We start from the raw sequence: 21,506 nt of genomic DNA, 5'->3' as shown, positions 1-21,506 counted from the left end.
TTCACTTTGCTCTCTTGCAGGGCGTCGGCCAGGTCTCACACGGGCCGACGTCCAGCAGGCGCGTATATCGCAGCCGGCTCGTTTTGTCCCCGGCCACAATCTCGACGACAAGCGCATCTCCATCGCGCGAAATCGTCTCCTTCACCGCGGTGGTCGCGCCGCCGCCCGTGACCGCGCGCCCTTCTGCCACGAGCGTCTTGCCAATCCAGGACGTGTTCATCGTGATCGTGCCGTCTTTGGTGTCCGTCGTCGTCGAGCGACCCGGACGGTAGAAACGCGTGTGACCTGTGTTGATTGGGCTTTCGACGACGAGTGCGCCGTTGAGCGGCTGGGTGACGAACATCCATCGCGGCGCGCCGGCGGCCATGAGTCCTGAGAAGCCCGCCCCATCAGTGATCGTGCTTGTGGCCGTGTCGAGTTGCCACGAGCCGGCGAGGGAAGCTGGGAAGGTCACCTCGGGGCGGCTGACCTTCGACTGGCTCAGGTCACCACGGCCAACGTTCAGATTGGCAGGGGCGCGGCTGACGCTACGCCCTGCGGCGCTCTGACTCACCCCCTTCACCCCCAGATCCAGCGCGACGACCTTCTCGCGGTCGCGCGCATACAACGTGGTTCCCACCAGTGTCGGTGCCGTCCACGATGTGGTGTCGAACACTTTCGCGCGCGCGAGGATCTCTGCGCCCGTGGGTGACAGCCGCGCGAGGGCCAGGTCGCCGTCTTCGTTCATGACGATGGTTTTACCGTCGGCGTGGAGGAGGCTGGCGCGGGCGAAGCCGCGAACTTGCCAGGCTGATACGCCCGTCTTGATATCGAGGGCCGTCAGGAATGCGGGACCAAAATCGCCAGTGGTGCCGTACACAAAATCACCGACACGGATGGCGCCGAGGAACATGAATCGCACGCGATTCGTGAACCAGAGTTCTTCGGTGTTGGTGGTGTCGCCCGTCTGGCTGAGTTGAATCGCGCGGCTTCCGGCCTGGTACGCCGACGACATGAAGAGCACATGGTCGGGCCCGAAGAGCGGCGTGCTGCAGTTCAGGTCGTTGCCGGGATCGTGGGGATGCGACCAGAGGATGGCGCCCGTGGACGGATCGAGGCCGGTGATTGTGCTGCCGGCGAGGAACACCACCTGCGGCCGGCCGCCCATCTCGATCAAGATTGGCGCAGCGCCCGAGGTGAGGAAGTCGCCGCTTTTCCAGACGACCGCGCCGTCGGACTGCCGGAAGGCCATGACCGACTGCCCTGGCCCGCCCACGCTGCAGATGATGGTGTCGCGGAAAGCGATCGGGCTGCATCCGTAGCCCACTTTCACGACAGGGCGAATCAGCAGCTCGGGCGATTTGAACTCGGTGATGAAGTCATGCGACCAGAGGACCTTCCCCGTGCGTTTATCGAGCGCGAACAACTGCTGGTTCGTGCCGACACTGAAGACGCGGTCGCCGACCACAAGCGGCGTGGCGTGTGGACCGGCGCCGAAGCTGAAGTCTTCCTGGCGCGAGGGATAGGTGTGTTCCCAGAGCGTGGCGCCGGTCTTCGCGTCGAGGGCGGCCACCACTTCCTCGCTCTTCCACGGCCCAACCTTCGCGCGCGCGTTGCCCGTGCGGTACATCGTGAACAACCGGCCATCGTCAACCACGACGGCCGAGTGTCCATTGCCGAGCGGGCGGGTCCAGATGACCGGCGGCCCCTCGGCCGGCCACGAATCCGCGAGGCCGGTGGACGGCGAGTGAAAGTCGCGCGACGGTCCGCCCCATTGTGTCCAGCTCGGCGGAGTGGCCACCGGCGCCTGCGCCTGATCGCCCGCGCGCGCCACGGGCGTCAGCGCCAGCGCCAGCAGCGCAGCCGCCAGCAGAGTTCGTCGGAGAAGCATGACGCGCATCTTATCTTGACTGTCATGTGCTACCATGCTACATGCATCAATGCCCGGCACTGAAGTCAACGTGGGCGTGCGCGAGTTGAGGCAGAACCTCAGTGTCTACCTTAGCCGCCTGTCTGATGGCACAGTCTTTCGGGTGACGGACCGCGGCGTGGCCGTAGCGTTGTTGATTCCCTTGCCGGCAGCCTCCACGCCCGTAGAGCGGATGGTGTCAACCGGCCGGGCGACTCCGGCCACCCGCGACCTCTTGTCCCTGGGGCGTCCCTCGGGAAAAGCGAGCAGCGCGCTGTCGAAAGCCCTTCGTGACGTGCGAGAGGATCGACTGTGAATTTTCGGCCGGTCTATCTCGACGCGTCGGCGATCGTGAAGCTCGTCGTGCCCGAAGCTGAAACCGATGCGCTGATCAGTGCGCTCGCGGAGTGGCCCGATCGGGTGACGTCGGTGGTGGCCCGTGTGGAGGTTCACCGCGCCCTGAGGCGTGCGGGCGCCACGCCATCACAACGTACGCGGGCCGATGCGGTGTTGGCCGGCCTTGTGCTGATCCGGGTGGACGAACCGGTGCTGGCACGGGCCGTGGCTCTGCGCGATCCCCACCTGCGCGCACTGGATGCGATCCATCTGGCCACGGCCCTGTCGCTTGGCGACGATCCCGAAGCGTTCATTGCGTACGACACCAGGCTCGCGCAGGCGGCGAAAACACAGCGCCTCCCGGTCGCCCATCCAGGCGTGACGCGACTGGAGTGACGTCATCTTCCGTCCTGTGCTGTTTGGCGCAGGCACGCGGCCAGCCGGGGCCGTACGCTTCTCCTCAGTAGTGACGAGGAGAACCCATGACAGACCCGAAAAAGCACCTGGTCCCGAACGCCGACACTCACAATCAGGGCGAGGGCGACCCCGGTGGGGGCACTCCAGGCGACGACGATCAGGATAGTGGCGGCAAACCTGCAGGTGGCACCCAGGGTGACAACCGTCGTGCCGGCGATTTGGATGGCAACCGCATGGCACAGGCTGACGGCAAGCGGGCCGACAGCCGGAAGCCGGGTGACGGTAACGGGTAGGATGCGCTGAGGAAAGTGAGCCCGGGTGGAATCGACCACGACGGCGAGGCCGAAGGCCGGAGCCGTGTGGCTGATGACAGCCGTGGCGAACCATCCGGAGCGAAGCGAAGGATGGTGAGCCCGGGTGGAATCGAACCACCAACCAACAGATTAAGAGTCCTCATGAGAACGAGTTCACCCAGGATCACGTCAGCGTTGCTGGGCCTGATTCGATACCTGGCGTCTCAGAATGCGCCGCCTCGCACGACTCTATTCGCACAAAGTTCGCACAATTCGATCGGCGGCGTCTGGACCACGAGGGTCACTCTCCAAAGCCGGCGCGTCGAAACAGGATGCTTGTGGGGCGCCGCGGAGGTGAGTCTGGTTAAACGAATCTGACAACCTCGAGCCAGATCACCTGCCTCTTGGCAGTTGTCGAAGGCCCTTCGCGAAGACTGCCTGAGCCACGGCACCAGATAGCCGGAGCTGTGCCTCCAAGACGTCGTTCTTGACTGTTCCGACGACGAAGGTCGGCGTGCTGAAAACCCCAGGCTTGCGGGCATCCTCAATGTCCTGGTCGACGATGTCCCGTCCGAGTCCTGCGGCACACTGATCAAGTTTCTGGGAGTCAAGCTTGAGTGACGTGGAAAGCGACTCGGCGGTCACCGCCGATGCTGGCGATGCCTGGTATAGGAGCGTGTGAACGTCCCAGGATCGTTCTGCAGGGGACGCACACGCCGACAGCCGAGCTTAGGCGACGGGCGCTCGCGTGCAGCCGGTCGATTGGATAGTGTTTGAAGACCAACCTCAATTGGCCCCGGTCGACTATTCCGATCGGACCAAGGTATGAGCCCATCTGCGGCGACTCGGCAGAACTGGCATTCGAAGTCAGAAAACATCATGACCGCGTGAACCGCTTGGTTGTCGCCCAGGCTGGGCGAGGCGCCGATAGCAACCTGAATGGGGTCGATTGCACTCCAACCGGCGTCGTTGTTCGCAAGGTAACCCCTCGGAGGATCACCATGACCGCGGCTACTAGCACTGCTCCTGTCGCGGCGACGTCTAATGCCCTTAAGCCAATCCACTTAGTCATGTGACGCTCATCGAACCGTCGTAAAGCCGACCAGTGCCTACTCCCTCATTACTTGCGACGGATCAATCCGCGCCATTTGCCAGATGGGCCGAGCCATCGCGACAACGACTGCACCGAACAAACACCCGACGCCGACCGCCAAGGCGAGAGGCTGCGTCGCAGACACACCGAACAAGACATGACGAAGTCCGTACCCGCTAACCAGCGAGAGTGGCACCCCGATAACCAAGCCAATGACCGCCGAGACAAGCGCGTCCCGACCCAGGAGTCGAGCAATGTCAGTCGTGCCTGCGCCCAGCGCGACCCGAAGGGCGCATTCTTTACGTCGTTGCTCGGCGGCCCGTCGACCAATCGCGTAGAGTCCGGCCACCGCCAGGAACACGGCCGACGAGCCGAACAGCTCAGCACTGCGAGCGCGGAGTGCTTCGGCCGCCAGTGAGCGCTCCAACAGCATCGCAACTGGATGAACCGCAGTGACGACGAGCGTCGGGTCGAACTCCTGAACGGCCTGCCGAATCGCAGCGGCCGAGACCGTTACGCCGGGAGAAGACCGGACGAGCAGGCTCTGGATCGAATCGAAGGTATTCGACGGGATGTAGACCGCCGGCAGATCGTTTTCACGGTAATCCTCGTGTGTGACGTCTCCAACCACCCCAACCACCAGGTAGGGGCTGTGAGGCAAAGATGAGCTTCGCGCCAAGTACCTCGTCGCCCAATTGGCGGGCCAATGATTCCGAAACGACCACGTTGACGCTGCCAGAGCGAGGCAACCAGGCGCGATCCGCGGGCTCGAACATGCGGCCGGCCACGAGCCGAACGCGCATCGTCTGAAAATAGCCGTTCGATTCATGCTGCACTGGCACCCGCGTTGGGACGGTGTTGCCCGGCAGCAGGAACTGGATGGTTCGAACGTTGCTTGCAAAGGGCGCGTCAAGAACCGCGGCGGCGGCGCTGACACCTGGCAGCCGACGGACTGATTCCACCAAAGCGTCTGCATATCCGGCGGTATTGAAGTGGTTCAGTCGATTGCCCGCTTGGTCAGTGGGCCATGCCGTCGGTGTGAAATTCACGACCTTCAAATCCTTTGGGTCGAACCCCAAGGGCTGTGATGTCAGGCGCCAGATCGTTTGCTCGAGCAGACAGGCACAGACCACTAATGTCAGGCACGCCGCAAGCTGCGCCCAAGCAGGAGGCGGTGACTCCCAGCGAGCCTCGAGGTCGCACGCGCAAGGCTGGACACGGGAGGTCCGACCGCGAGCCTGCGAGCCACAACGATAGATGGCAGGGCCGCCGCGGTTAGGATTGTGGTGGTAACGCCGAGAAGTGACAGCGGAAACGACGTCCAGTCCCCGATACTCACGCCGAGCGAGGTCAGCGAGGGGAGCAGCGTAGCCACGGCATATCGGACCAGCCAGAATGCGACGGGCCCGGCCAAGGCGAGGGACGCGGAGATGAGGACAGCCTGACGGGCGAACGACTGCATAAGGACGCGGCGGGGCGTCGCCCCGATCGCGATTCGTAACGCCAATTCGCTGCGGCGCTCCACGATATCGGATGTGGCGATAGCCGTCGCACTACCCACAGCAACGATCAAGACGATCAAGGCGGCCCAACCCAGAGGGTTGGTCTCGGTGGCCCTCACCAAAAAATATCGTCGGCCACTTTGACCACCCGCGCTTCGAGTGGCCATCTCGTCTTCGTCAAGAGCGGCACGAACTCCGAAGCGCCCGATCTCGCCGCGTCAAAGGCATCCGGCGAGACAAGGCGGGCCACCACCCGGAGCGTCGGGCGGTCCAAGCTCGACCATGGCGGTACACCCAGGGGAGAACCACCTCGGGGATTTGTCCCTGCATCGCGACCGACTGCGGCAGGACTCCCACGACCGTTCGAACGTGGTGGTCGAGGTAAGTGTAGGTGAGGCCCAATGTCTGCCCTACAACGTCCTCGCGGCCGCCAAAACGCGCTTGCCAGAAGTCCCACGAGATTAGCGCAGCACCGTCAGGGTCGGTTGTGTCTTCGTCGGCGGTGAATAGTCGGCCGATCACCGGCTTCACCCCCAACAGTGGCAGCACCGAAGCCGACACTTTCCACGTTTCAACGATCGCGCGGCTGGGTCGATCGAGGACGACGCTTTCTCGCGTCCACGCGCCGACATCTTGAAATGCCGGAAGGTCCCGCAGCGCCTGCCAAGTCGCCCAGGACACTCCGGTCGGTCGTGGTCGGATGGGAGAAGCATCCTCGCCACTGAATTGATGTAGACGAGGCTGTCCGCGTCTGGAAATGGCAGTGGCCGTAGGAGAACGATGCTGGCCACCGTCATGGTCGCCGTTGAGGTAGCGATGGCACCTGCGAGCCCCAGGAGAGACCAGTGGCTCGTAGCTGGACGCCTCCATAGGGCCCGAACGGCGGCGCGCACGTCTTCAGGGAACGAGTCGATCATTGGACTACTTCTTCTTCACCAGGGTTGGTGTCCATAGCTCAAGTCCTCCCGAGGGATTGGCTGATGCGACATCGCTTGTGATGGCGACGGAGCCTTCTTGTCTCAGAAGCTGGCGGTCGAACCTCCTCAGGGCGACGACGCTTCCCGTGTCGCTGCGAACAGCCTCCAGGACCCAATCGGAACGACGGTCGTCGATTTCAGCGCGCGCGTGCCGTCGCCTTAAGCCACTCGCTTTCGGGGATCCGCCTCGGAATCCACTTCGGATCCGGGGCCTTATACAGGATCCAGACGAGATCCCCTTCTGCCCAAATCGCGACGACGAACGGATTCGCAGCCAGGCCGTTAAACGCAGTGCTGGACTCGCGAAACCATGTCGACTTGACGGTGACCTGAGCGAGGCGGCGGCCAGTCGAGGTGTCCCAACGTTCGAGCAACCGGCCACCCGATGCAATGCTCCAGATAGTGCCGTCTGGATTGAGGCAAACGGCCCGCGAGTTCTTGAGGGTGTCCGTCGGACGAAAAGGGCCCGCGTCCGCGCCAAATGATCTCGCGATGCTGCCGTCTTTCGACATGACGTGTAGGGGATGCCCCACCATGCCCGGTTTGTCAATTTGGCCCTCCACCAGGAACCTGCCTTCGCCCAGCGACAGGGCTGGAGGATGAGGCAGTGTCGTCCGCGTCGTTACTCGATAGCTGGAATCAAACGCCAACAGTGAACCTGCCTTCGAGTCATAGGCGTGCACAGCACCCGCAGAGTCAACGAAGAGACTCACGATGCGTCCAACGCTGGGACGGGGCGAAGCCAGCAGCTTTCCAGTGCCCTCGAAAATCAAGAGCTGTCGAAAATCGTCCGATACGGCGACGTACCGCCCTCGGCTATCGCGGACTACCCACCTGCCGGTCTTGGTGGTATCAACTCCCGACAACGTCACCATCGATTGCTTTCCAATGGCGCAGTCAGCCCGACATCCCGCCGGACTCTGGTCCGCATCGGCCGTCTCGCTGTTCCAAAAGAGGCGCTCGGCGTTTGTCACGGGAGCAAGGCACAATGCGGCCACCCCCACCGCAACGCTCAGGGCCTGCCAGCGACTCGATCGGATCATGAGTGTGCCTCCTCGGCACTATAGCCGTTCTTTGCGAGGAATATTGACGCTATCGGTCAGCAGGTTTCAATGCTTCTTGTCCTTTTGACGGCGGTTTCGCGCGCTGTAGCGAAAAGAGGCCTCCCGTTGGGAGGCCGAGATTGTTTCGTTGTCATAGCCCTATTCGGGAGTTGACCAATAACGAGAGGACTTCGAAAAACAGGCGGCGCCACTGACGACCAACAATCCTAGATCCTCGGTCGCAATGCCATTAGAACCAGCTCCCTTATCTCAATGTAGCTTTCGAAGAGCCTTGGCGAACACTGCCTGTGACACGGCACCAGACACTCGAACCCTTGCCTCCATGACGTCGTCCCTAACCGTTCCAATGACGAAAGTCGGTGTGCTGGAAACCCCAAGCCTGAGGCCGTCCTCAATGTCCTGGTCGACGATCTCGCGTCCGACTCCTAGAGCACACTGATCAAGCTTTTGGGAGTCAAGGTTAAGAGACTTGGAAAGAGATTCGGTAGTTACCGCCGACGGTGGTGATGTCCGGTACAACAGCTTGTGAACGCTCCAAGGGTCGTTCTGCAGTGACGCACATGCCGACAGCCGTGCCAGGCGACGTGCGTTCGCATGTAGCTGATCGAGTGGGAAGTGTTTGAAGACCAACCGGAGTTGGCCCCGGTCGACGTATTCAGAGCGGAGCCAAGGTATGAGCTCATCGGCTGCAACTCGGCAGAACGGGCACTCGAAATCCGAAAACACCATCACGACGTCAGCCGCTTGGCTGACGCCAAGGCTAGGCGATGCGCCAATCGGAACTTGACTAGGCTCGATTTCGCTCCAACTATCGTCGTTCCTCGCAAGGTAACCTCCTCGAAGAATCACCAAGACCGCAGCCACCAGCACCGCGACGGTGGCGGCGACTTCTAATAGCGCTCGGGGCCTAATCCATCTGGTCATCTGATCCCCATCGAACGAAGGAAAGCCACCTGCGCTATTGCCCCCTGAGCACTTTCATGACTCAAGTCGCCCCACCTGCCGAGCGGACCGTGCCACGGCGAATGACTGCCCCGAACACGTCCGACGCCTACCGCCGCGGCAAACGGTAACGGCGCAGACAATTTGAAAGAGAAGTGACGGCATCTGTTCCTTCCGAGCAGCGAGTGTGCAGTCCGAGGAGCCCATTGACCGGCGAAAAAGGTATGCACCATCAAACATGGGAACGATTTTCTGGCAGAAGGAACGGAACGGTCCGAACGCTCAAGGGACGCGTCACGAACATCGCCACGGCCGCCAAACCGCGTTTGCCAGTTGACCAGGCCCCATGACGGCCGCGCGAACGCCTTCCATGACGAACGGGCCGATTATGGGCTGAGCCGACTCCCTTCGGTGGGGGGCTGAGCCTTCGCCCAAGCCCCCACCTCTGGAATGCTTTCTGAGTCTGGATCAGCGCAGGGCGAAGGCCGCCAGGTCACCTAGTAGGGCGGACGGCACCGGAATATGCGCCAGAACTTCACCTGAGCAGTCCAACTGTTGCAGAGCCGACCTCTCGGTGTTGACCGTCAGCGAGCTATGTTCCGCGAGCATCGCCTCAACCTTTGAGATGTCGCCGGCCTTCGCTGCGTGCTCGAGCACGTCCAATTCCTCGACTGGGATCGGTAGGCCGCATTGAGCATGGGCGGAGCATGGGTCAACTTGACAGTCGTGTTCCGCGCCTTCCCGAGTGCCGAACGACATTACGATAGTATAGTGACTGTCTGGGTCACAGCCATTCACGCCCGACTGGCAATATATTTGGTCGCACCTTGCCTGCACGGCCGACGGTGAGAACGCGATAAACCCGATAACACAACCCAGAGAGCCAAACCGAATTGCCCAATGGGCCATACGCGCCGATATTTTAGTCGTCATCTGCTCTTTCTCCTTTTTGATTACGGCCTGATTCACATACCGACTACTTCTTAACCACGACAGGCGTCCACAACTCCAGCTCTTTGCCTTGCTTCGTAGAGGCGGCGTCACTCGCAACCCAAAACGAACCTGCGTCGCAGAAGTATGCGGTCGAAGCTCTTCATAGCGACGACTTGACCCGTGTCGCTACGAACAGCCTCAAGGACCCAATCGAAGCGACGTGAGGGGTCTTCACCGACGGGGACACGATCCTTCTCCGGCGTCCGCCGCGGAATCCACTTCGGATCGGCAACTTTGTACAAGATCCAGACGAGATCGTTGTCTGGCCAAATCGTGAGGGATGATCGGGTTCGCCACCTCATCCTCTTCTGCTGGTCTACTAGACTCGCGAAACCATGTCGACTTGACTGTGACTTGCGCGATGCGACGTCCACTCAGAAGTGTCCCAACGCTCCAGCAGCCGTCCGCCCCACGCGATGCTCCAAATCGAGCCGTCGGGATTGAGGCAGACGGCTCGTCCGTTCTTGTAAGTGTCCTCCGAATGAAAGACACCGCCGTCTCCCCCGAATGACCTCTCGATGCTGCCGTCCTTCGACATGACGTGCAGCGGATACCCGACAAGTGCTGGCGTGGCGAGTTGTTGCGCCACTAGGAACCTGCCGCCTCCCAGCGGCAGAGACGGAGTATGAGGTAGTGCCGTCTTTGCCGCTTCTTGGTAGTTCGCACCGAGCGTCAATAGTGAACCTGCCCTGGCGTCATATGCTTCCACGGCTCCCGTGGCGTGAAGAAAGAGGCTGACGACTCGCCCAAAGCTCGGACGGGGCGACTCCAGTAGTGCCCCGTTGGCATCGAAAACCAATACTTGGCGAAAATCACTTGATACTGCGGCGTACGCCCACGCCGATCGCGGACTACCATCGCGCCGGTTCTTGTGGTGTCTACTCCCGAAAGCATCACCACCGACCGCTTCCCAACCGTGCAATCAGTCCGGCATGTTTCTGCACTCTGGTCCGCATTGGCCGTCACGCTATTCCGCCAGAGATGCCCCACTGTTGTCGCTGGAGCGAACCTCGCCTGAGGCGTTTCTGGGGACTGACTGCCCAGAGTTGGAGTTGTCTTGGCCTTTCCTGCCGCCCGCGAAGCTGACCCCACTGCCCGCAATGGATCGTCGACGCCGATGGAAACCGCGAATGAAGTTGCCACTAGGAGCACTGCGAGATATCCTGGGCGACACCTAGAACGCGCGGATGTAACTTGCGCACTGCTTCCAGGTTGAGCTGCGGTTCGATCGGTCGATCCGCGTCTTGTGATGCGTCCATGACTGTGCTCCCGTTTTTCGAATGAGGCACACTATATGGCTCGGTGGGACGACTCAGTGTGGCGTGGCGTCACATCTGGGCGTGATCTAGATCACACTTCGAAATAAGTCGAACTCTTCACAGCTGGAGCCAAGCTGGCCTTTGAGCCTTCAACGTCATTCATCTGGCCCGCCAGGTAGCTACAGGTTGGGATCACAATCTCGGTCCGCTCGATGGATACCAGCGAGGCGCGGCCAAGTTCACTTATCAGTCGTGACGCAGTCTCCCGGCTTGTCTTCAAGAGGTCCGCTAGATCCCGATGGCTCAATCTAACAGGTATCACGTACGAACCGTCCAGCTGCTTCACAGGTGGGCACGCGCTCGCCAAGCTCAGGACAATTCGCAGGAGTCGTTGACGCGCACCTAGCAACGACATATCTTGAGCTTCCAGGTGTTTGACCACCTCTCCCGCCAAGAGAGTGGCAAGCCATCCATCGATGGTGGGATCGTTCTGCCTTGCCGAAGCAAGGGCTCGCGCATCAAGCGGCCGAATGATGGCATCTGTGAGTGCTTCCGCAGTGACTGGGGAAATCTGACCGAGGACAAACGAAGTTACTCCGAGCAGCCAGCCTTTTGAGCGAAGGCCGACGATAACAGTCCGATCGGCTGAGTTGGCACGAATCAGCTTTATCGCTCCGTCAACAATATAGTGGAGGGTGCTGAGGGTGTCGCCTTGTAGATACAGGACGGCGCCTGCCCTGTGGTGCCGGGGTCGCCCGAGGAGCGATTCATCGAGCGGTTGGCTTGCATACTGACCCCGCTCTCCAAAAGTCGCAGGTGCCATGCCCGTCGGTCGGTGCGTGCGATGATCTGCCACGGTCACCTCGTTTATGCTTAGGAAATACCGTTGACCCTTGACCGATAAACTTACCGCCTGAACTACTAATTGGCAAGACTATGACTCTGACTCGGTCCAGTCGTTATTTGACGACGTGGCACAAACGTGACGGGTAGCGTGAGAAGGACCGAAAGCCTCGACCGCACCGCGAAGTTGATGCAAGAGAAACGCCAGAAGATCTCACCTGGATTGCGCCGCGTCGCCGAGCACCATATCTTCAGACGATGACACACCTGTAAGTGGTCCTGCACAATTTGAAGCCCGTGCAAAAGACTATCGGTCACAGCTGCGCAAAGAGTACGTCGGCAGCGCCGAGACGTTGCCGACGGGATGATGGCCGCGTACTTCTGCCCCTGCTCGACGTGAGGGTCTTGTCGAGTCCGCGCATTCTGAGAACTCTTCCGGTCAGGTTTCTTTCAAAATTTGCGTTCGTCTAAGTGTGGCGCCCGCCCGTGGAAGGCGTCGCTGTATCTCCCAGCCAGCGCTGAGCCGACAACTTCATGTCCAGGGGCGGCCGAGATGATGATCGGGCGGACGTTCGCGAGACGGACGTAGGCCGAACTCCGCCCGAACGGTCGTTCTCCCGAGAGCGGCCCGAGCCCAACGAGAACGTCTTGACACATGGACTGACCCTACCTCGTGGCGACGAGCGGGAGCGCGTTGACTTCCGGGACCGGAACTACACGCTCAACGGATCGGAGACCCGCGCACTTGCCGCCGTGGGCGCGTTTCGCGTCGTTGATAGCGCCGACTTCAAGGTTGACGAGCATGGCCGGAATGGCTTTGCCGGCGACTGGCGGCACCTCCGCGAGGCGGGACTCGTGACGCAGACGACGACCACGGACCGAGAGGGCGCACACCACGTCGTCAGCCTCACGCGTGATGGTAAGGACTTGCTGGACGCGCACATGACCACCAGCTCCGGCGGCCGGCGGCAAGTCTTCTACGCCGGCGTCGTAAAACCGCGCGAGCTCGCGCACGACGCCCGGCTGTATGGCGTCTTCAGGGAAGAGAGCCGGCAGATCGAGCGCGAGGGCGGGCGTGTAACCAGAGTCTGCATCGACTACGAGGTGAAACGCGACTACCAGCAGTTCCTCAACCGGAAGGACCGGCCCGCCGACGCGGACGTTTCGGACGACCGGTTGGCGTTCGCCCAAGCGCATGACCTGAAAGTGGTCAAAGGACACCTGGAGTTGCCCGACCTTCGCATCGAGTACGAGACGGAAGACGGGCGACTTGAGTACCGCGATGTCGAACTCGTCACGGAGCACTACTCGCGCGGACAGGTGTCGGGCAAAACGCGCGCGGGCTTTACATGCTACCGCACCGGCGGCAGCGGCGGTCAATCGCGAACTGGCGGGAGCCCTTTCGATCCGCGCCATCTGGAGCGGCTCTCATGACCTTCAATGAACGCGTGGCTGGCCTGGCCTCGCTTGGCTTCAGCGAACGACAGACGCGGTTCTTGGTCACGGTCGCGCTACATAGCGGGTTCTGTCTGCGCCGGCACTACACGGCCTTCGCGGACTTGCAGTATGGCGCCGGCGTGCGCGACTTCCTGGACCGGCTCGTGTCGCGCCGTCTGGCGCGGAGGCTCGACTTCCGCCGTGACCGCGGCCATGTCTATCACCTGTGCAACTCGTCCATTTACGACGCGATCGGGCAGGACGACAACCGGAACCGCCGCCGGACAAGCCCGGCCCTGATCGCGCGGAAGCTGATGCTCCTCGACTACGTGCTCGCCCATCGTGATGTCGACTGGTGCGCGACGGAAGCCGACAAGGTCGCCCTGTTCACCGGACCGTTTGCCGTGCCGGCCTTGGATCTGCCGCAGCGTATCTACGTGCCGCGCCTCAGGCAGACGCCGCCGACCTTCCGGTACTTCATCCACAAGTTGCCGATTGGCCTGACGGACGACCCAGCGGTCCCGTCGTTCGTCTTCCTGGTCACCGACTCAACAGGTCAGGCCTTCGAGCAGTTTCTGAAGGACCACTTGGCCCTGCTGAACCACCTCCTCAGATGGCGCATCGTGGCCGTCGCGCCACGGCATATTCCAGGCCTGCCTGCCTGCGACATCGCGCTCCGGCGCGTCGTGGCCGATGTGCAACGCCCGCGTCGGCACGCCACGGAGGAGCTCGACGCGCTGACTTTCTACTTCACGATCCTCGACTGCCTCGATCGGGACGACCTCAACCACGTCTCAATCGCCGACCTCAACCGATTCCGAGAGACCCGTCCCCGCTTCGCCGCGCCGGAATATGAAGTCCTCTTTCAACGCTGGAAGGCGGACGGGCCGACAGCCCTGACGAACCCGATCGCCCCGGGCTTCCTAGCCGCTCTCGCCGAGCGGCGCGGCGTCCTCGAGGCCTATCAACTCCCGATCCGGGCATGACCGGTTCGGCACCTACGCGGGAGTCATATGACCCGCCACCGTGTCTTCCAGACGGTGGCGGGGTCGCTGGCTACGTGGGTGGCCCCTGGAATGCCCCACACCGCCCGAGATTCGGCGCGAAACGGCAGGGGCCAGCGCGTCAGTGGACAGGTGCAGGTGCCTGGGCAACGGGGAGAGCGACCCCTCGATCGCGGCGGTCCCTGACCAGCGCGCCATGCGCGCCGGCCACGGATCGCCGACGGGGTCGCTCTCCCCTTGCCCAGGATGAGGACTGTCAGTGAACTCAAGAACGGATCAACGCGTGTCGCGTCTGGTGTCGATGCGTGGCCATCACGCCGGGCGATTGTCGGGCTGCACCGAGGGTCCGTCAAGGCTCGGCACAGTGCGCCGCCCGCTTGCGCGGCTGCGGCCTTGACGGACCCTCGGCGCAGCCCGGATCGGCAGTTGCGTGATGGTCACGGTGTTGTGCTCGGGCAAAACCACTGTCGGATCACATCGCAGATCACGACTCGGACAAATGGCAGTACCAAACAGTGCGAGGACGATGGTATGAATAACGAACAGGCCAGGACAGCAGATCGATTCGGCGACACCGTGTGGTTGACACTCCGCCGCGCCGCGGCGCGAGCTGCAGTGTCTGAAGCGACGATCAAGCGGGAGGTCAGCCGCGGCAGGATCCGGTTCGCACGAGTCGGAGGCCGGCGATCGCTGAGATTCAGACCCGAGTGGATCGACGCCTGGCTTGACACGAGCACGACACCGATCGAACACACAACGCGACCGGTTTGAAAGCAAGAGTCTGCTCACAGGCCGGACCAGCGGAAGGAACGCCAAGATGCCGAAACGAACTGACGACGGAATTCGGAAACGCTGCAACTGTGGACGGCGACGCTGGCCAAAGTGCGCGCACCCGTGGCACTTCAGCTTTCATCACGGAGAGCGCGAGTACCGATACTCGCTCACAACCATCGCCCGTGCGAGAGGCGAGCAACCGCCCCAGGGCAAGACAGAAGCGCGCAGGTGGCGCGACCGGCTCAGGTCCGAGATCGGTAGCGGCACATTTCTCGGATCGAAGGCGCCGAGACCCGAGATTGGGGACGCGCGCCTGGCGTTCGGCGACGTGGCCGACCTGTACCTCAAGCGATACGTCGGGAAGATCACTGGAGCGGACGGCGAGACGCGATGGGGAGGTCGGCACTTGCGTACGAAGACAGCCGAGCAGGCAGAGAATGCCACTTGACCACGCTGCGGCGCATCGAGATCCCGGCTCCGCACGGGACGACGATCCGTCTGGAGGCAAAGCCTCTCGACGCGATCACCAAGGCAGATGTCGAGACAGTGCGCGAAGCACGCCTTGCGCACGGCACTATTGGGTGCAATCGTCTGCTGGCCCGGCTGCGACACCTTCTCAACTGGGCGATCGCGGAAGGCATGCTCGACCAGAGTCCATTCAAGAGAGGCGGCGTGACGGTCGTGAGACTGGACATGCGCGCCGAGCATGCGCGGCAGCGGCGGCTGGCACCCGGCGAAGAAGAGGCGCTGCTCAAACACGCCGGCGCGCACCTTCGGGCGTTGATCGTCGCCGCGCTCTCAACAGGCTGTCGGCGCGGCGAGTTGCTGTCTCTGCAGTGGTCGCAGGTCCGGCGCGATGACAAGGGAGAGGCGCGCTGGATCGTCTTGCCCGCGGCGAAGACCAAGACCAACGAGCCTCGAGTCATCCCGATTGGGCCGAGGCTGCGCGCGGAACTGGCCATCCGGCAACACGCACCGGACTGCACCGAGCACCCTCCATCGGCGTACGTCTTTGGCAACGAATGCGGCGAGCAGATCGAGTCGAGCAAGACGGCCTGGAACAACACGTGTCAGCGGGCGCAGATCGTCGGGCTGCGCTTTCACGACCTGCGCCGAGAGTTCGCGTGCCGGCTGCTCGAGTCCGGCGCCCAGCAGCATGACGTCCGCGACTTCCTGGGACACGCGAACATCACGACGACGAGCCGGGCATTTGGCCAGCACGCCTGTGCGCCTTGAACAAGCGCTCGCCCGCATGGAAGGCGGCGCTATTCGCACACCATTCGCACAAACGGACGAATCGGCGGAAACCGCCGATTTGGACGATGCCGCTAACACGCTGAATTGACGTGAGTTAGGAAGTGAGCCCGGAAGGAATCGAACCTTCAACCAACAGATTAAGAGTCTGCTGCTCTGCCAATTGAGCTACGGGCCCACAAAAGGTGGGGTCTTACTCTTACGCGTGTCGTCCGCCTTCGCGGAACGCTCGCTGCGCTCGCCGCTTCGGCGGGACATCCTCCGCGCGCAGTGCTCATGGCCCGCCAGCCGTAGCGGCGAGCCGCAGCGAGCGTTTCGCGGAGGATGGTGCGTCCGGCTGGATTCGAACCAGCGACCTTTGGCTTCGGAGGCCAACGCTCTATCCAACTGAGCTACGGACGCATGGACGATCCGTCAAAACCGATGCGCACAAACACTTCGCAACATGCATCCCGCCGAAGCTCGCTGAACTCCGGCGAGCGAAGGCGGATGGTGCGCCCGGAGGGACTTGAACCCCCAACCTACGGGTTCGAAGCCCGGTGCTCTATCCAATTGAGCTACGGGCGCACAGCAATCAAGCCTATCACAGGGACCCCGCCGGTACGGGCAAGGGATTTCTGGCGAAACATAAATCCGCCACCTCCCGGCCGCCAATGATGTGCTCCTGGATGATCCGCTCCGCATTTTTGGGCGTCACGCGCCGGTACCAGGTGCCGTCCGGATACACCACCGCGATCGGGCCACCGGTGCAGATGCGAAAACACCCCACGCGGGTCCGGTAGGCGGGACCGTCGGCGCCCGACAATCCCAGTTCCTTCATCCGGCCCTTCACGTACGACCACGTCTCCTGACCACGCTCGGCATCCACACAATCGGGGCCAATACACACAAACAGGTGCCGGGTCAGCTTGCCGACGCCGAACGATGCCGCAGCGGCCTCAGGCGTCGTCCGTGTTTTGCCCATCAGCGTGCCGATTCCACCGGCAGCCCGGCCTTGCGCCACGCGCCCATGCCGCCGATCAGGTTGATGACGTTGTCGAAGCCATTCGCCTTCAACACGCTCGCACCAATCGCCGATCGCGCTCCCGCGGCGCACTGGATGACGATGGGTTTGTCGCGGGGGATGTCGGCCAGATGATCGGCGAGATACCCGAGGTTGATGTGCTGGGCGCCCGAAATGAACCCGCCCTCCCACTCGTTCTGGTTACGCACGTCGAGCAGGGTCACCGCGCGATGGCCCAGTGACGCCTGCAAGTCCTGCACGGTCACCTGCGGCACCGTGCCGAGCGGCCGCTCACCGGCGGCCCAGGCATCAATCACGCCGGCATCAAAATACCCGGCGATGCGATCGAGACCGATCATGGCGAGGTCGCGCACCGCCGTATCGATCCCCGCGGAGGCGTCGTCAACAATCAGGTAGAAGTCCTGGTTGTACGGCACCAGCCAGCCGGCCCACGTGGTGAAGCTGGCGTTGAGCGGGATGTTGATCGTGCCCGGCACGTAGCCGGCCGCGTAAGCGGTGGCGGAGCGCGTATCGATCACGATCGCGCCAGCCTTGAGCTGCGCGTCGAGCGCCTCGACCTGCAGCAACTCGGGCCGCTTGAACCCGTGCAGAATTCTGGGCCCCACCTTGTTCACGCGTTTCATTTCAGCGAAGTACTTTGGCGGTTCGGGCTGGCCGGCCAGTACGGCCGCCACAAACTCGGCCTCCGACTTCGTCTGGAACGCCCAGTTGAAGCGCCGTTCGTAACCGAGCGTGCTGTGGGGAATGGCGCTGATGCCCTTGCCGCAAGACGACCCCGCGCCGTGGCCCGGCCACACCTGCAGCCAGTCGGGCTGCGACGCGAACTTCTGCAGGCTCGCATAGAGCGCGCGGGCGCCCACCTCCATCGTGCCCTTGATGTTCGCGGCTTTCTCGAGCAGGTCCGGCCGGCCCACGTCGCCTACAAAGATGAAGTCGCCCGACGCGACGGCAATCGGTTCGGACGCGCCGCCTGAATCCGTCACGAGAAACGAGATGTGTTCCGGCGTGTGCCCGGGCGTGTGCACCACGTCGATGAGCACACTGCCCACCGTGATGCGGTCGCCGTCCTTCACGAGCGTGGCGCCCGACTCGGCAGCAAACGCGTACTTCCAGTCTGCATCGCCCTCATCCGACAGATACAAGGTGGCGCCGGTCCTGGCCGCAAGTTCGCGGCTGCCCGACACAAAGTCGGCATGGATGTGCGTCTCGGTGACGTGCGTGACTTTCACGCCTTCGGCTTCGGCCGCCTTGATGTACTGATCGATATCGCGATTCGGGTCGATCACAATCGCCGCACCGGCCCCCGGACACCCGATCATGTAGCTGGTCTGAGCCACTTTTGGCTCAAAGAATCGTTTCAGGAACATAGGGGTATTGTACTCAGGTGCCTCGTTACAAACTCATCATGGAATATGCCGGCACGCGGTACTCCGGCTGGCAGATTCAGACCAACGCCCGCACTGTCCAGGGCGAACTCCACCGGGCCCTTGAGGAGGCCACGCGCGGCCGCCAGTTCGAGACCTACGGCTCGGGCCGCACGGACGCGGGAGTCCACGCGCTCGGGCAGGTCGTTCACGTGGACCTGCCCAACGCGCTGCCTCCAGACACTCTGGTGGCGCGCATCAATGACGGGTTGCCGCACGACATCAACGTGCTCTCGGCCGAGCGCATGCCTCCGCGCTTCCATGCGCGTCACAGCGCCGTGGCGCGGCGCTACCGCTACCAGCTCTCACGCCGCCGGTCTGCCTTCGAAAAGCCGTATGTCTGGTGGGTCCGCGAACCGCTTGACCTCGTCCGCATGCGCGCCGCCGCCACCCATCTGGTGGGCTTCGCCGACTTTCGCAGCTTTACAGACGATGACCCGGAGGAGAAGTCCACGCAGGTCCTGCTTCAGGAACTGACGCTCACCGAGCAGGACCACCTGATCATCGTGCACGTCATGGGGTCGCACTTCTTGTGGAAGATGGTTCGGCGGATTGTCGGGGTACTCGTGGAAGTCGGGAAGGGCGGGCTCAAGCCTGGCGACGTCCAGCGACTGCTCCAAAAAGAATCCCCGCTGACGGCGAAACTGACTGCGCCGGCAGCGGGGCTCTTTCTCGAACGAGTTGACTACTAGGACCGGTGCTCGGTGCTTCGTGCTTCGTGCTCGGTGCTCGGTGCTCGGATGTTGACGTCAGTCAGCACGTCTTTCGCACCGCCGCACAACCATCACCATTTCACAATGACGCGCCCCCACGTCGTGTGTGCCTTGTAGGGCGCATACGTGTAGTAGAGCAGCATGTTGGTGCCGGTCACGATCGCTGTCGGCGATTGCGCGGTCGTGTCGAGCGTGAAGTCCTGCACGTCGTACTTGTCGTACCAGTACGTCACGCCCAGCGAGATGTGCCGGTTGATCTCGTAGACCGCGTCCACCGAGGCCCGCGTCAGATCGCTCTTGATTTCCGGCAACGCCACCGGCGTCGGCAGGGTCGTGGGCACGATGGCCTCTTCGGGCAGCGTACGGTTCAACACCGCGCCGGTGATGTATTCGTAGTTGGCCCGCGTGCGGTTGTAGTCGTAGCGGAAGAACAGGTCCAACTTCTCGGCGACCTTCAGGACGTCCGCGTTGAGCAGGATCGAGTGCACCTTGTCGCCGGCGTCCGTCGCCCAGTTGCGCGACGGGTCCAGCGTCTGGGCGCCCGGGTTCGCCTGGCGCGACCGCTGCAGGCTGTTGTAGTCCTCGAACGAGTAGGATGCGCCCACGTTGAACCGCTCGCTCGGGCTGCCTTCGACCCCGGCCGAATACACGTTGTGGTTGTTGTCGCGCAGGCCGAACTCGCTGTTCAGGTAGTCGTCGCGACCGATCGCCGTCGACAGGTTGAGCGCCCAGTTGGTGACGGGCATGAACGATCCGACCAGCGTGAACCGATTGCGATCGCGCTCGGCGAGATCGAAGTGCCGCATGCCGGGCTGCTCGGTCACGTCCGTCAGGATCTTCACGTCGAAGCCCTTGCCACGGCGCTGCGCGTATTCATACATCGCACGCACACTGACCAGACCCGTGCCGAGCGTATCCACCTTGATGCGCATCGAGTTGTCCACGGTGGACTCATAGATGCGGAAGGTGCGATCTTCCTGGTGCCGGGTGGCGCCGAACGTGAGCGCGACCGGTCCCTTCGGCGTGAACTTGATGTCCGCATCAAGCGTGTGACGCAGCATGCCGAATGGCTCGGAGTGCAGGGGCGTAGCGGGTGTGGACAAGCTACCGTCGTACGAGACACGCCGGGCCGCTTCATACTCGGGCGTCTGGTTGTCGTAATCGAAGTACCGGTAGCGCAGGTTCACGCTCACAAGCGATGACGGGCGCGAGACAAAGCTGATGTTTGCCGCGGTCGTCTTCGCTTCGGCGTTGAGCGTGGCGCGTTGGGGCGAGCCAGCGGCGGCAAGCACCGCCGAGTTGCTGGTCAACGGCAGCACCGCGCCGTTGTCGTCCTTCAACGTACTCATCGAGGCGTAGGCCGTGAGCCGCGACTTGCGGGGCATCTTGATCGAGATCATGCCGTTCACGCCGAGCCGCGTGCTGCTGACCGGCAGCGACAGGCGGCCGACCGACGGCGTGCCGGAAATATCGGTGGCACGCAGCGGGTTGTCGAACAAGACCGAGGTCACGTTGTTGGTGAACCACGACCCGGAATAGCCGGCGCGGAGCAACATCCGGCCGCGCTCGTATTCGGCCGACCCGTCAAAGTCGGTCAGTGAGTGGTCGATCGGCGCGGCGAACTCCACCACCTGACCGTGGCCGAAGGACCCGCCAAACGGCTGCGCGCCCTCGCGCGTGGTGTGTTTGAAGTTGACCTTCAGCGACGCCTCAGTGACCGGCAGGAACTCGAACCCGGCTTCGCCACTGTGCCGCTTGGACTTGAGCTCGAACGTGGGCGACCCGTTGACCAGATCCAATAACGCTGCCGGCCGTGCGGTCGTCGACAGGTTCTGCAGTTGCAGCTGAATCGCATCGTCGAGCCGGAACTCGTTGCCGTTCACCAGCGTGTAGGGCGAGCGTGTGGTCCGGCTCAGCAGCATCGGGATTTGATCCCACGTGGCCCAGCCCTTGAACTGGCCGGGGCGCGTGAACCTGCCGATGTAGCGCTGGTCCGAGCGGGCGACGTGGCTGGCATCAAAATCAAAGAACCAGCCCTTGCTCTCCGAGCGCAGCTTGAACCCTTCCAGGAAGAGGCCGTCGCCCAGGTCGCGGTAACGCTCGTATCGGGCGCTATCGCCGGTGATGCTGGTGCCGCGGACGCCGAAGTCCGCCCAGCCACGGGTCAGCGGGGCCTCAGTGGCCGCCGCGGTTTGTGCGAGCGCGGTGGCCGGAACGAGGGCGACCGCAAGAATCAGAAGACTGGTGAGTTTGCGCATGACAGCTGTCT

21 protein-coding genes and 3 tRNA genes are annotated in these 21,506 nt (G+C 62.7%); 9 read left to right on the top strand and 15 right to left on the bottom strand.

What is annotated here, in order from left to right:
* Nucleotide 1 precedes the first annotated feature (1 nt).
* A complete protein-coding gene (locus IPL75_06270) occupies nucleotides 2-1,870 on the bottom strand; it encodes a PQQ-binding-like beta-propeller repeat protein (protein MBK9239860.1) in 1,869 nt (622 codons plus the stop codon).
* Between the two features lie 49 nt (nucleotides 1,871-1,919).
* Here IPL75_06270 and IPL75_06265 point away from each other — a divergent pair, with 49 nt between their 5' ends.
* The 3 genes from IPL75_06265 (at nucleotide 1,920) to IPL75_06255 (ending at nucleotide 2,934) form a co-directional block, all read left to right on the top strand.
* Nucleotides 1,920-2,204, top strand: coding sequence for a prevent-host-death family protein (locus IPL75_06265; protein ID MBK9239859.1), 285 nt, complete (start codon nucleotides 1,920-1,922; stop codon nucleotides 2,202-2,204).
* Entirely contained in the window at nucleotides 2,201-2,620 is a 420-nt protein-coding gene (locus tag IPL75_06260; GenBank protein MBK9239858.1) for a type II toxin-antitoxin system VapC family toxin, read from the top strand. Before IPL75_06265 ends, IPL75_06260 begins: the two co-directional genes overlap by 4 nt.
* An 86-nt stretch (nucleotides 2,621-2,706) precedes the next feature.
* Complete coding sequence (locus IPL75_06255; GenBank protein ID MBK9239857.1) at nucleotides 2,707-2,934, top strand: hypothetical protein; 228 nt, start codon at nucleotides 2,707-2,709, stop codon at nucleotides 2,932-2,934.
* A 393-nt stretch (nucleotides 2,935-3,327) separates the two neighbouring features.
* On the opposite strand, the gene IPL75_06250 is transcribed toward IPL75_06255, so the two are convergent.
* The 8 genes from IPL75_06250 to IPL75_06215 all read right to left on the bottom strand — a co-directional run bounded on the left by IPL75_06250 (nucleotide 3,328) and on the right by IPL75_06215 (nucleotide 11,626).
* Nucleotides 3,328-3,657, bottom strand: a complete 330-nt coding sequence (locus IPL75_06250) for a thioredoxin domain-containing protein (GenBank protein ID MBK9239856.1) — start codon at nucleotides 3,655-3,657, stop codon at nucleotides 3,328-3,330.
* A gap of 386 nt (nucleotides 3,658-4,043) precedes the next feature.
* Nucleotides 4,044-4,688, bottom strand: a complete 645-nt coding sequence (locus IPL75_06245) for a hypothetical protein (GenBank protein ID MBK9239855.1) — start codon at nucleotides 4,686-4,688, stop codon at nucleotides 4,044-4,046.
* 1,018 nt (nucleotides 4,689-5,706) lie between these two features.
* Nucleotides 5,707-6,210 carry an ABC transporter permease gene (locus IPL75_06240; GenBank protein MBK9239854.1) on the bottom strand — a complete coding sequence of 168 codons (504 nt, stop codon included), beginning with the start codon at nucleotides 6,208-6,210 and terminating at the stop codon, nucleotides 5,707-5,709.
* Between the two features lie 433 nt (nucleotides 6,211-6,643).
* Nucleotides 6,644-7,549 carry a hypothetical protein gene (locus IPL75_06235; protein MBK9239853.1) on the bottom strand — a complete coding sequence of 302 codons (906 nt, stop codon included), beginning with the start codon at nucleotides 7,547-7,549 and terminating at the stop codon, nucleotides 6,644-6,646.
* Nucleotides 7,550-7,819: 270 nt separating this feature from the next.
* Complete coding sequence (locus IPL75_06230) at nucleotides 7,820-8,494, bottom strand: thioredoxin domain-containing protein (protein ID MBK9239852.1); 675 nt, start codon at nucleotides 8,492-8,494, stop codon at nucleotides 7,820-7,822.
* Between the two features lie 486 nt (nucleotides 8,495-8,980).
* Nucleotides 8,981-9,271, bottom strand: coding sequence for a hypothetical protein (locus tag IPL75_06225; protein MBK9239851.1), 291 nt, complete (start codon nucleotides 9,269-9,271; stop codon nucleotides 8,981-8,983).
* Between the two features lie 553 nt (nucleotides 9,272-9,824).
* Nucleotides 9,825-10,094 carry a hypothetical protein gene (locus IPL75_06220; protein ID MBK9239850.1) on the bottom strand — a complete coding sequence of 90 codons (270 nt, stop codon included), beginning with the start codon at nucleotides 10,092-10,094 and terminating at the stop codon, nucleotides 9,825-9,827.
* A 761-nt stretch (nucleotides 10,095-10,855) separates the two neighbouring features.
* On the bottom strand, nucleotides 10,856-11,626 hold the full coding sequence (locus IPL75_06215) for a Crp/Fnr family transcriptional regulator (protein MBK9239849.1): 771 nt from the start codon (nucleotides 11,624-11,626) through the stop codon (nucleotides 10,856-10,858).
* Between the two features lie 629 nt (nucleotides 11,627-12,255).
* Here IPL75_06215 and IPL75_06210 point away from each other — a divergent pair.
* The 5 genes from IPL75_06210 to IPL75_06190 all read left to right on the top strand — a co-directional run bounded on the left by IPL75_06210 (nucleotide 12,256) and on the right by IPL75_06190 (nucleotide 16,058).
* Entirely contained in the window at nucleotides 12,256-13,041 is a 786-nt protein-coding gene (locus IPL75_06210; protein ID MBK9239848.1) for a hypothetical protein, read from the top strand.
* Between the two features lie 14 nt (nucleotides 13,042-13,055).
* Complete coding sequence (locus IPL75_06205) at nucleotides 13,056-14,030, top strand: hypothetical protein (GenBank protein MBK9239847.1); 975 nt, start codon at nucleotides 13,056-13,058, stop codon at nucleotides 14,028-14,030.
* Nucleotides 14,031-14,579: 549 nt separating this feature from the next.
* Entirely contained in the window at nucleotides 14,580-14,819 is a 240-nt protein-coding gene (locus IPL75_06200; protein ID MBK9239846.1) for a helix-turn-helix domain-containing protein, read from the top strand.
* 46 nt (nucleotides 14,820-14,865) lie between these two features.
* A complete protein-coding gene (locus IPL75_06195; GenBank protein ID MBK9239845.1) occupies nucleotides 14,866-15,270 on the top strand; it encodes a hypothetical protein in 405 nt (134 codons plus the stop codon).
* Complete coding sequence (locus IPL75_06190) at nucleotides 15,267-16,058, top strand: site-specific integrase (GenBank protein MBK9239844.1); 792 nt, start codon at nucleotides 15,267-15,269, stop codon at nucleotides 16,056-16,058. The genes IPL75_06195 and IPL75_06190 overlap by 4 nt, the downstream gene beginning before the upstream one ends.
* Nucleotides 16,059-16,181: 123 nt before the next feature.
* Here the strand turns inward: IPL75_06190 and IPL75_06185 are convergent.
* The 5 genes from IPL75_06185 to IPL75_06165 form a co-directional block, all read right to left on the bottom strand.
* Nucleotides 16,182-16,254, bottom strand: a tRNA-Lys gene (locus IPL75_06185).
* Nucleotides 16,255-16,401: 147 nt separating this feature from the next.
* A tRNA-Arg gene (locus tag IPL75_06180) sits at nucleotides 16,402-16,478 on the bottom strand.
* 88 nt (nucleotides 16,479-16,566) lie between these two features.
* Nucleotides 16,567-16,643 (bottom strand) — tRNA-Arg (locus IPL75_06175).
* 16 nt (nucleotides 16,644-16,659) lie between these two features.
* Nucleotides 16,660-17,040 (bottom strand): hypothetical protein, encoded by a 381-nt coding sequence (locus tag IPL75_06170; GenBank protein MBK9239843.1) that lies wholly within the window; start codon nucleotides 17,038-17,040, stop codon nucleotides 16,660-16,662.
* Nucleotides 17,040-18,467, bottom strand: coding sequence for an MBL fold metallo-hydrolase (locus tag IPL75_06165; protein MBK9239842.1), 1,428 nt, complete (start codon nucleotides 18,465-18,467; stop codon nucleotides 17,040-17,042). The genes IPL75_06170 and IPL75_06165 overlap by 1 nt, the downstream gene beginning before the upstream one ends.
* A 17-nt stretch (nucleotides 18,468-18,484) precedes the next feature.
* Here IPL75_06165 and truA point away from each other — a divergent pair, with 17 nt between their 5' ends.
* On the top strand, nucleotides 18,485-19,216 hold the full coding sequence (truA, locus tag IPL75_06160; GenBank protein ID MBK9239841.1) for a tRNA pseudouridine(38-40) synthase TruA: 732 nt from the start codon (nucleotides 18,485-18,487) through the stop codon (nucleotides 19,214-19,216).
* A gap of 92 nt (nucleotides 19,217-19,308) precedes the next feature.
* Here the strand turns inward: truA and IPL75_06155 are convergent, their stop codons facing one another.
* Nucleotides 19,309-21,495: an MtrB/PioB family outer membrane beta-barrel protein gene (locus tag IPL75_06155; GenBank protein MBK9239840.1), complete on the bottom strand. Its 2,187-nt coding sequence runs from the start codon at nucleotides 21,493-21,495 to the stop codon at nucleotides 19,309-19,311.
* Between the last annotated feature and the right edge of the window lie 11 nt (nucleotides 21,496-21,506).

The organism is Acidobacteriota bacterium (genome assembly GCA_016716905.1).
Taxonomy (GTDB): domain Bacteria; phylum Acidobacteriota; class Vicinamibacteria; order Vicinamibacterales; family SCN-69-37; genus SYFT01.
This window is presented reverse-complemented; position numbering and strand designations above follow the sequence as displayed.

Excerpts from the sequence above, each read along its gene's own strand:
- IPL75_06170 (MBK9239843.1), bottom strand. The coding sequence starts at position 17,040 with ATGGGCAAAACACGGACGACGCCTGAGGCCGCTGCGGCATCGTTCGGC.
- IPL75_06200 (MBK9239846.1), top strand. The coding sequence starts at position 14,580 with ATGAATAACGAACAGGCCAGGACAGCAGATCGATTCGGCGACACCGTG.
- IPL75_06265 (MBK9239859.1), top strand. The coding sequence starts at position 1,920 with ATGCCCGGCACTGAAGTCAACGTGGGCGTGCGCGAGTTGAGGCAGAAC.
- IPL75_06235 (MBK9239853.1), bottom strand. The coding sequence starts at position 7,549 with ATGATCCGATCGAGTCGCTGGCAGGCCCTGAGCGTTGCGGTGGGGGTG.
- IPL75_06270 (MBK9239860.1), bottom strand. The coding sequence starts at position 1,870 with ATGCTTCTCCGACGAACTCTGCTGGCGGCTGCGCTGCTGGCGCTGGCG.
- IPL75_06155 (MBK9239840.1), bottom strand. The coding sequence starts at position 21,495 with ATGCGCAAACTCACCAGTCTTCTGATTCTTGCGGTCGCCCTCGTTCCG.
- IPL75_06225 (MBK9239851.1), bottom strand. The coding sequence starts at position 9,271 with ATGTCGTTCGGCACTCGGGAAGGCGCGGAACACGACTGTCAAGTTGAC.
- IPL75_06255 (MBK9239857.1), top strand. The coding sequence starts at position 2,707 with ATGACAGACCCGAAAAAGCACCTGGTCCCGAACGCCGACACTCACAAT.
- IPL75_06230 (MBK9239852.1), bottom strand. The coding sequence starts at position 8,494 with ATGACCAGATGGATTAGGCCCCGAGCGCTATTAGAAGTCGCCGCCACC.
- IPL75_06165 (MBK9239842.1), bottom strand. The coding sequence starts at position 18,467 with ATGTTCCTGAAACGATTCTTTGAGCCAAAAGTGGCTCAGACCAGCTAC.
- IPL75_06195 (MBK9239845.1), top strand. The coding sequence starts at position 14,866 with ATGCCGAAACGAACTGACGACGGAATTCGGAAACGCTGCAACTGTGGA.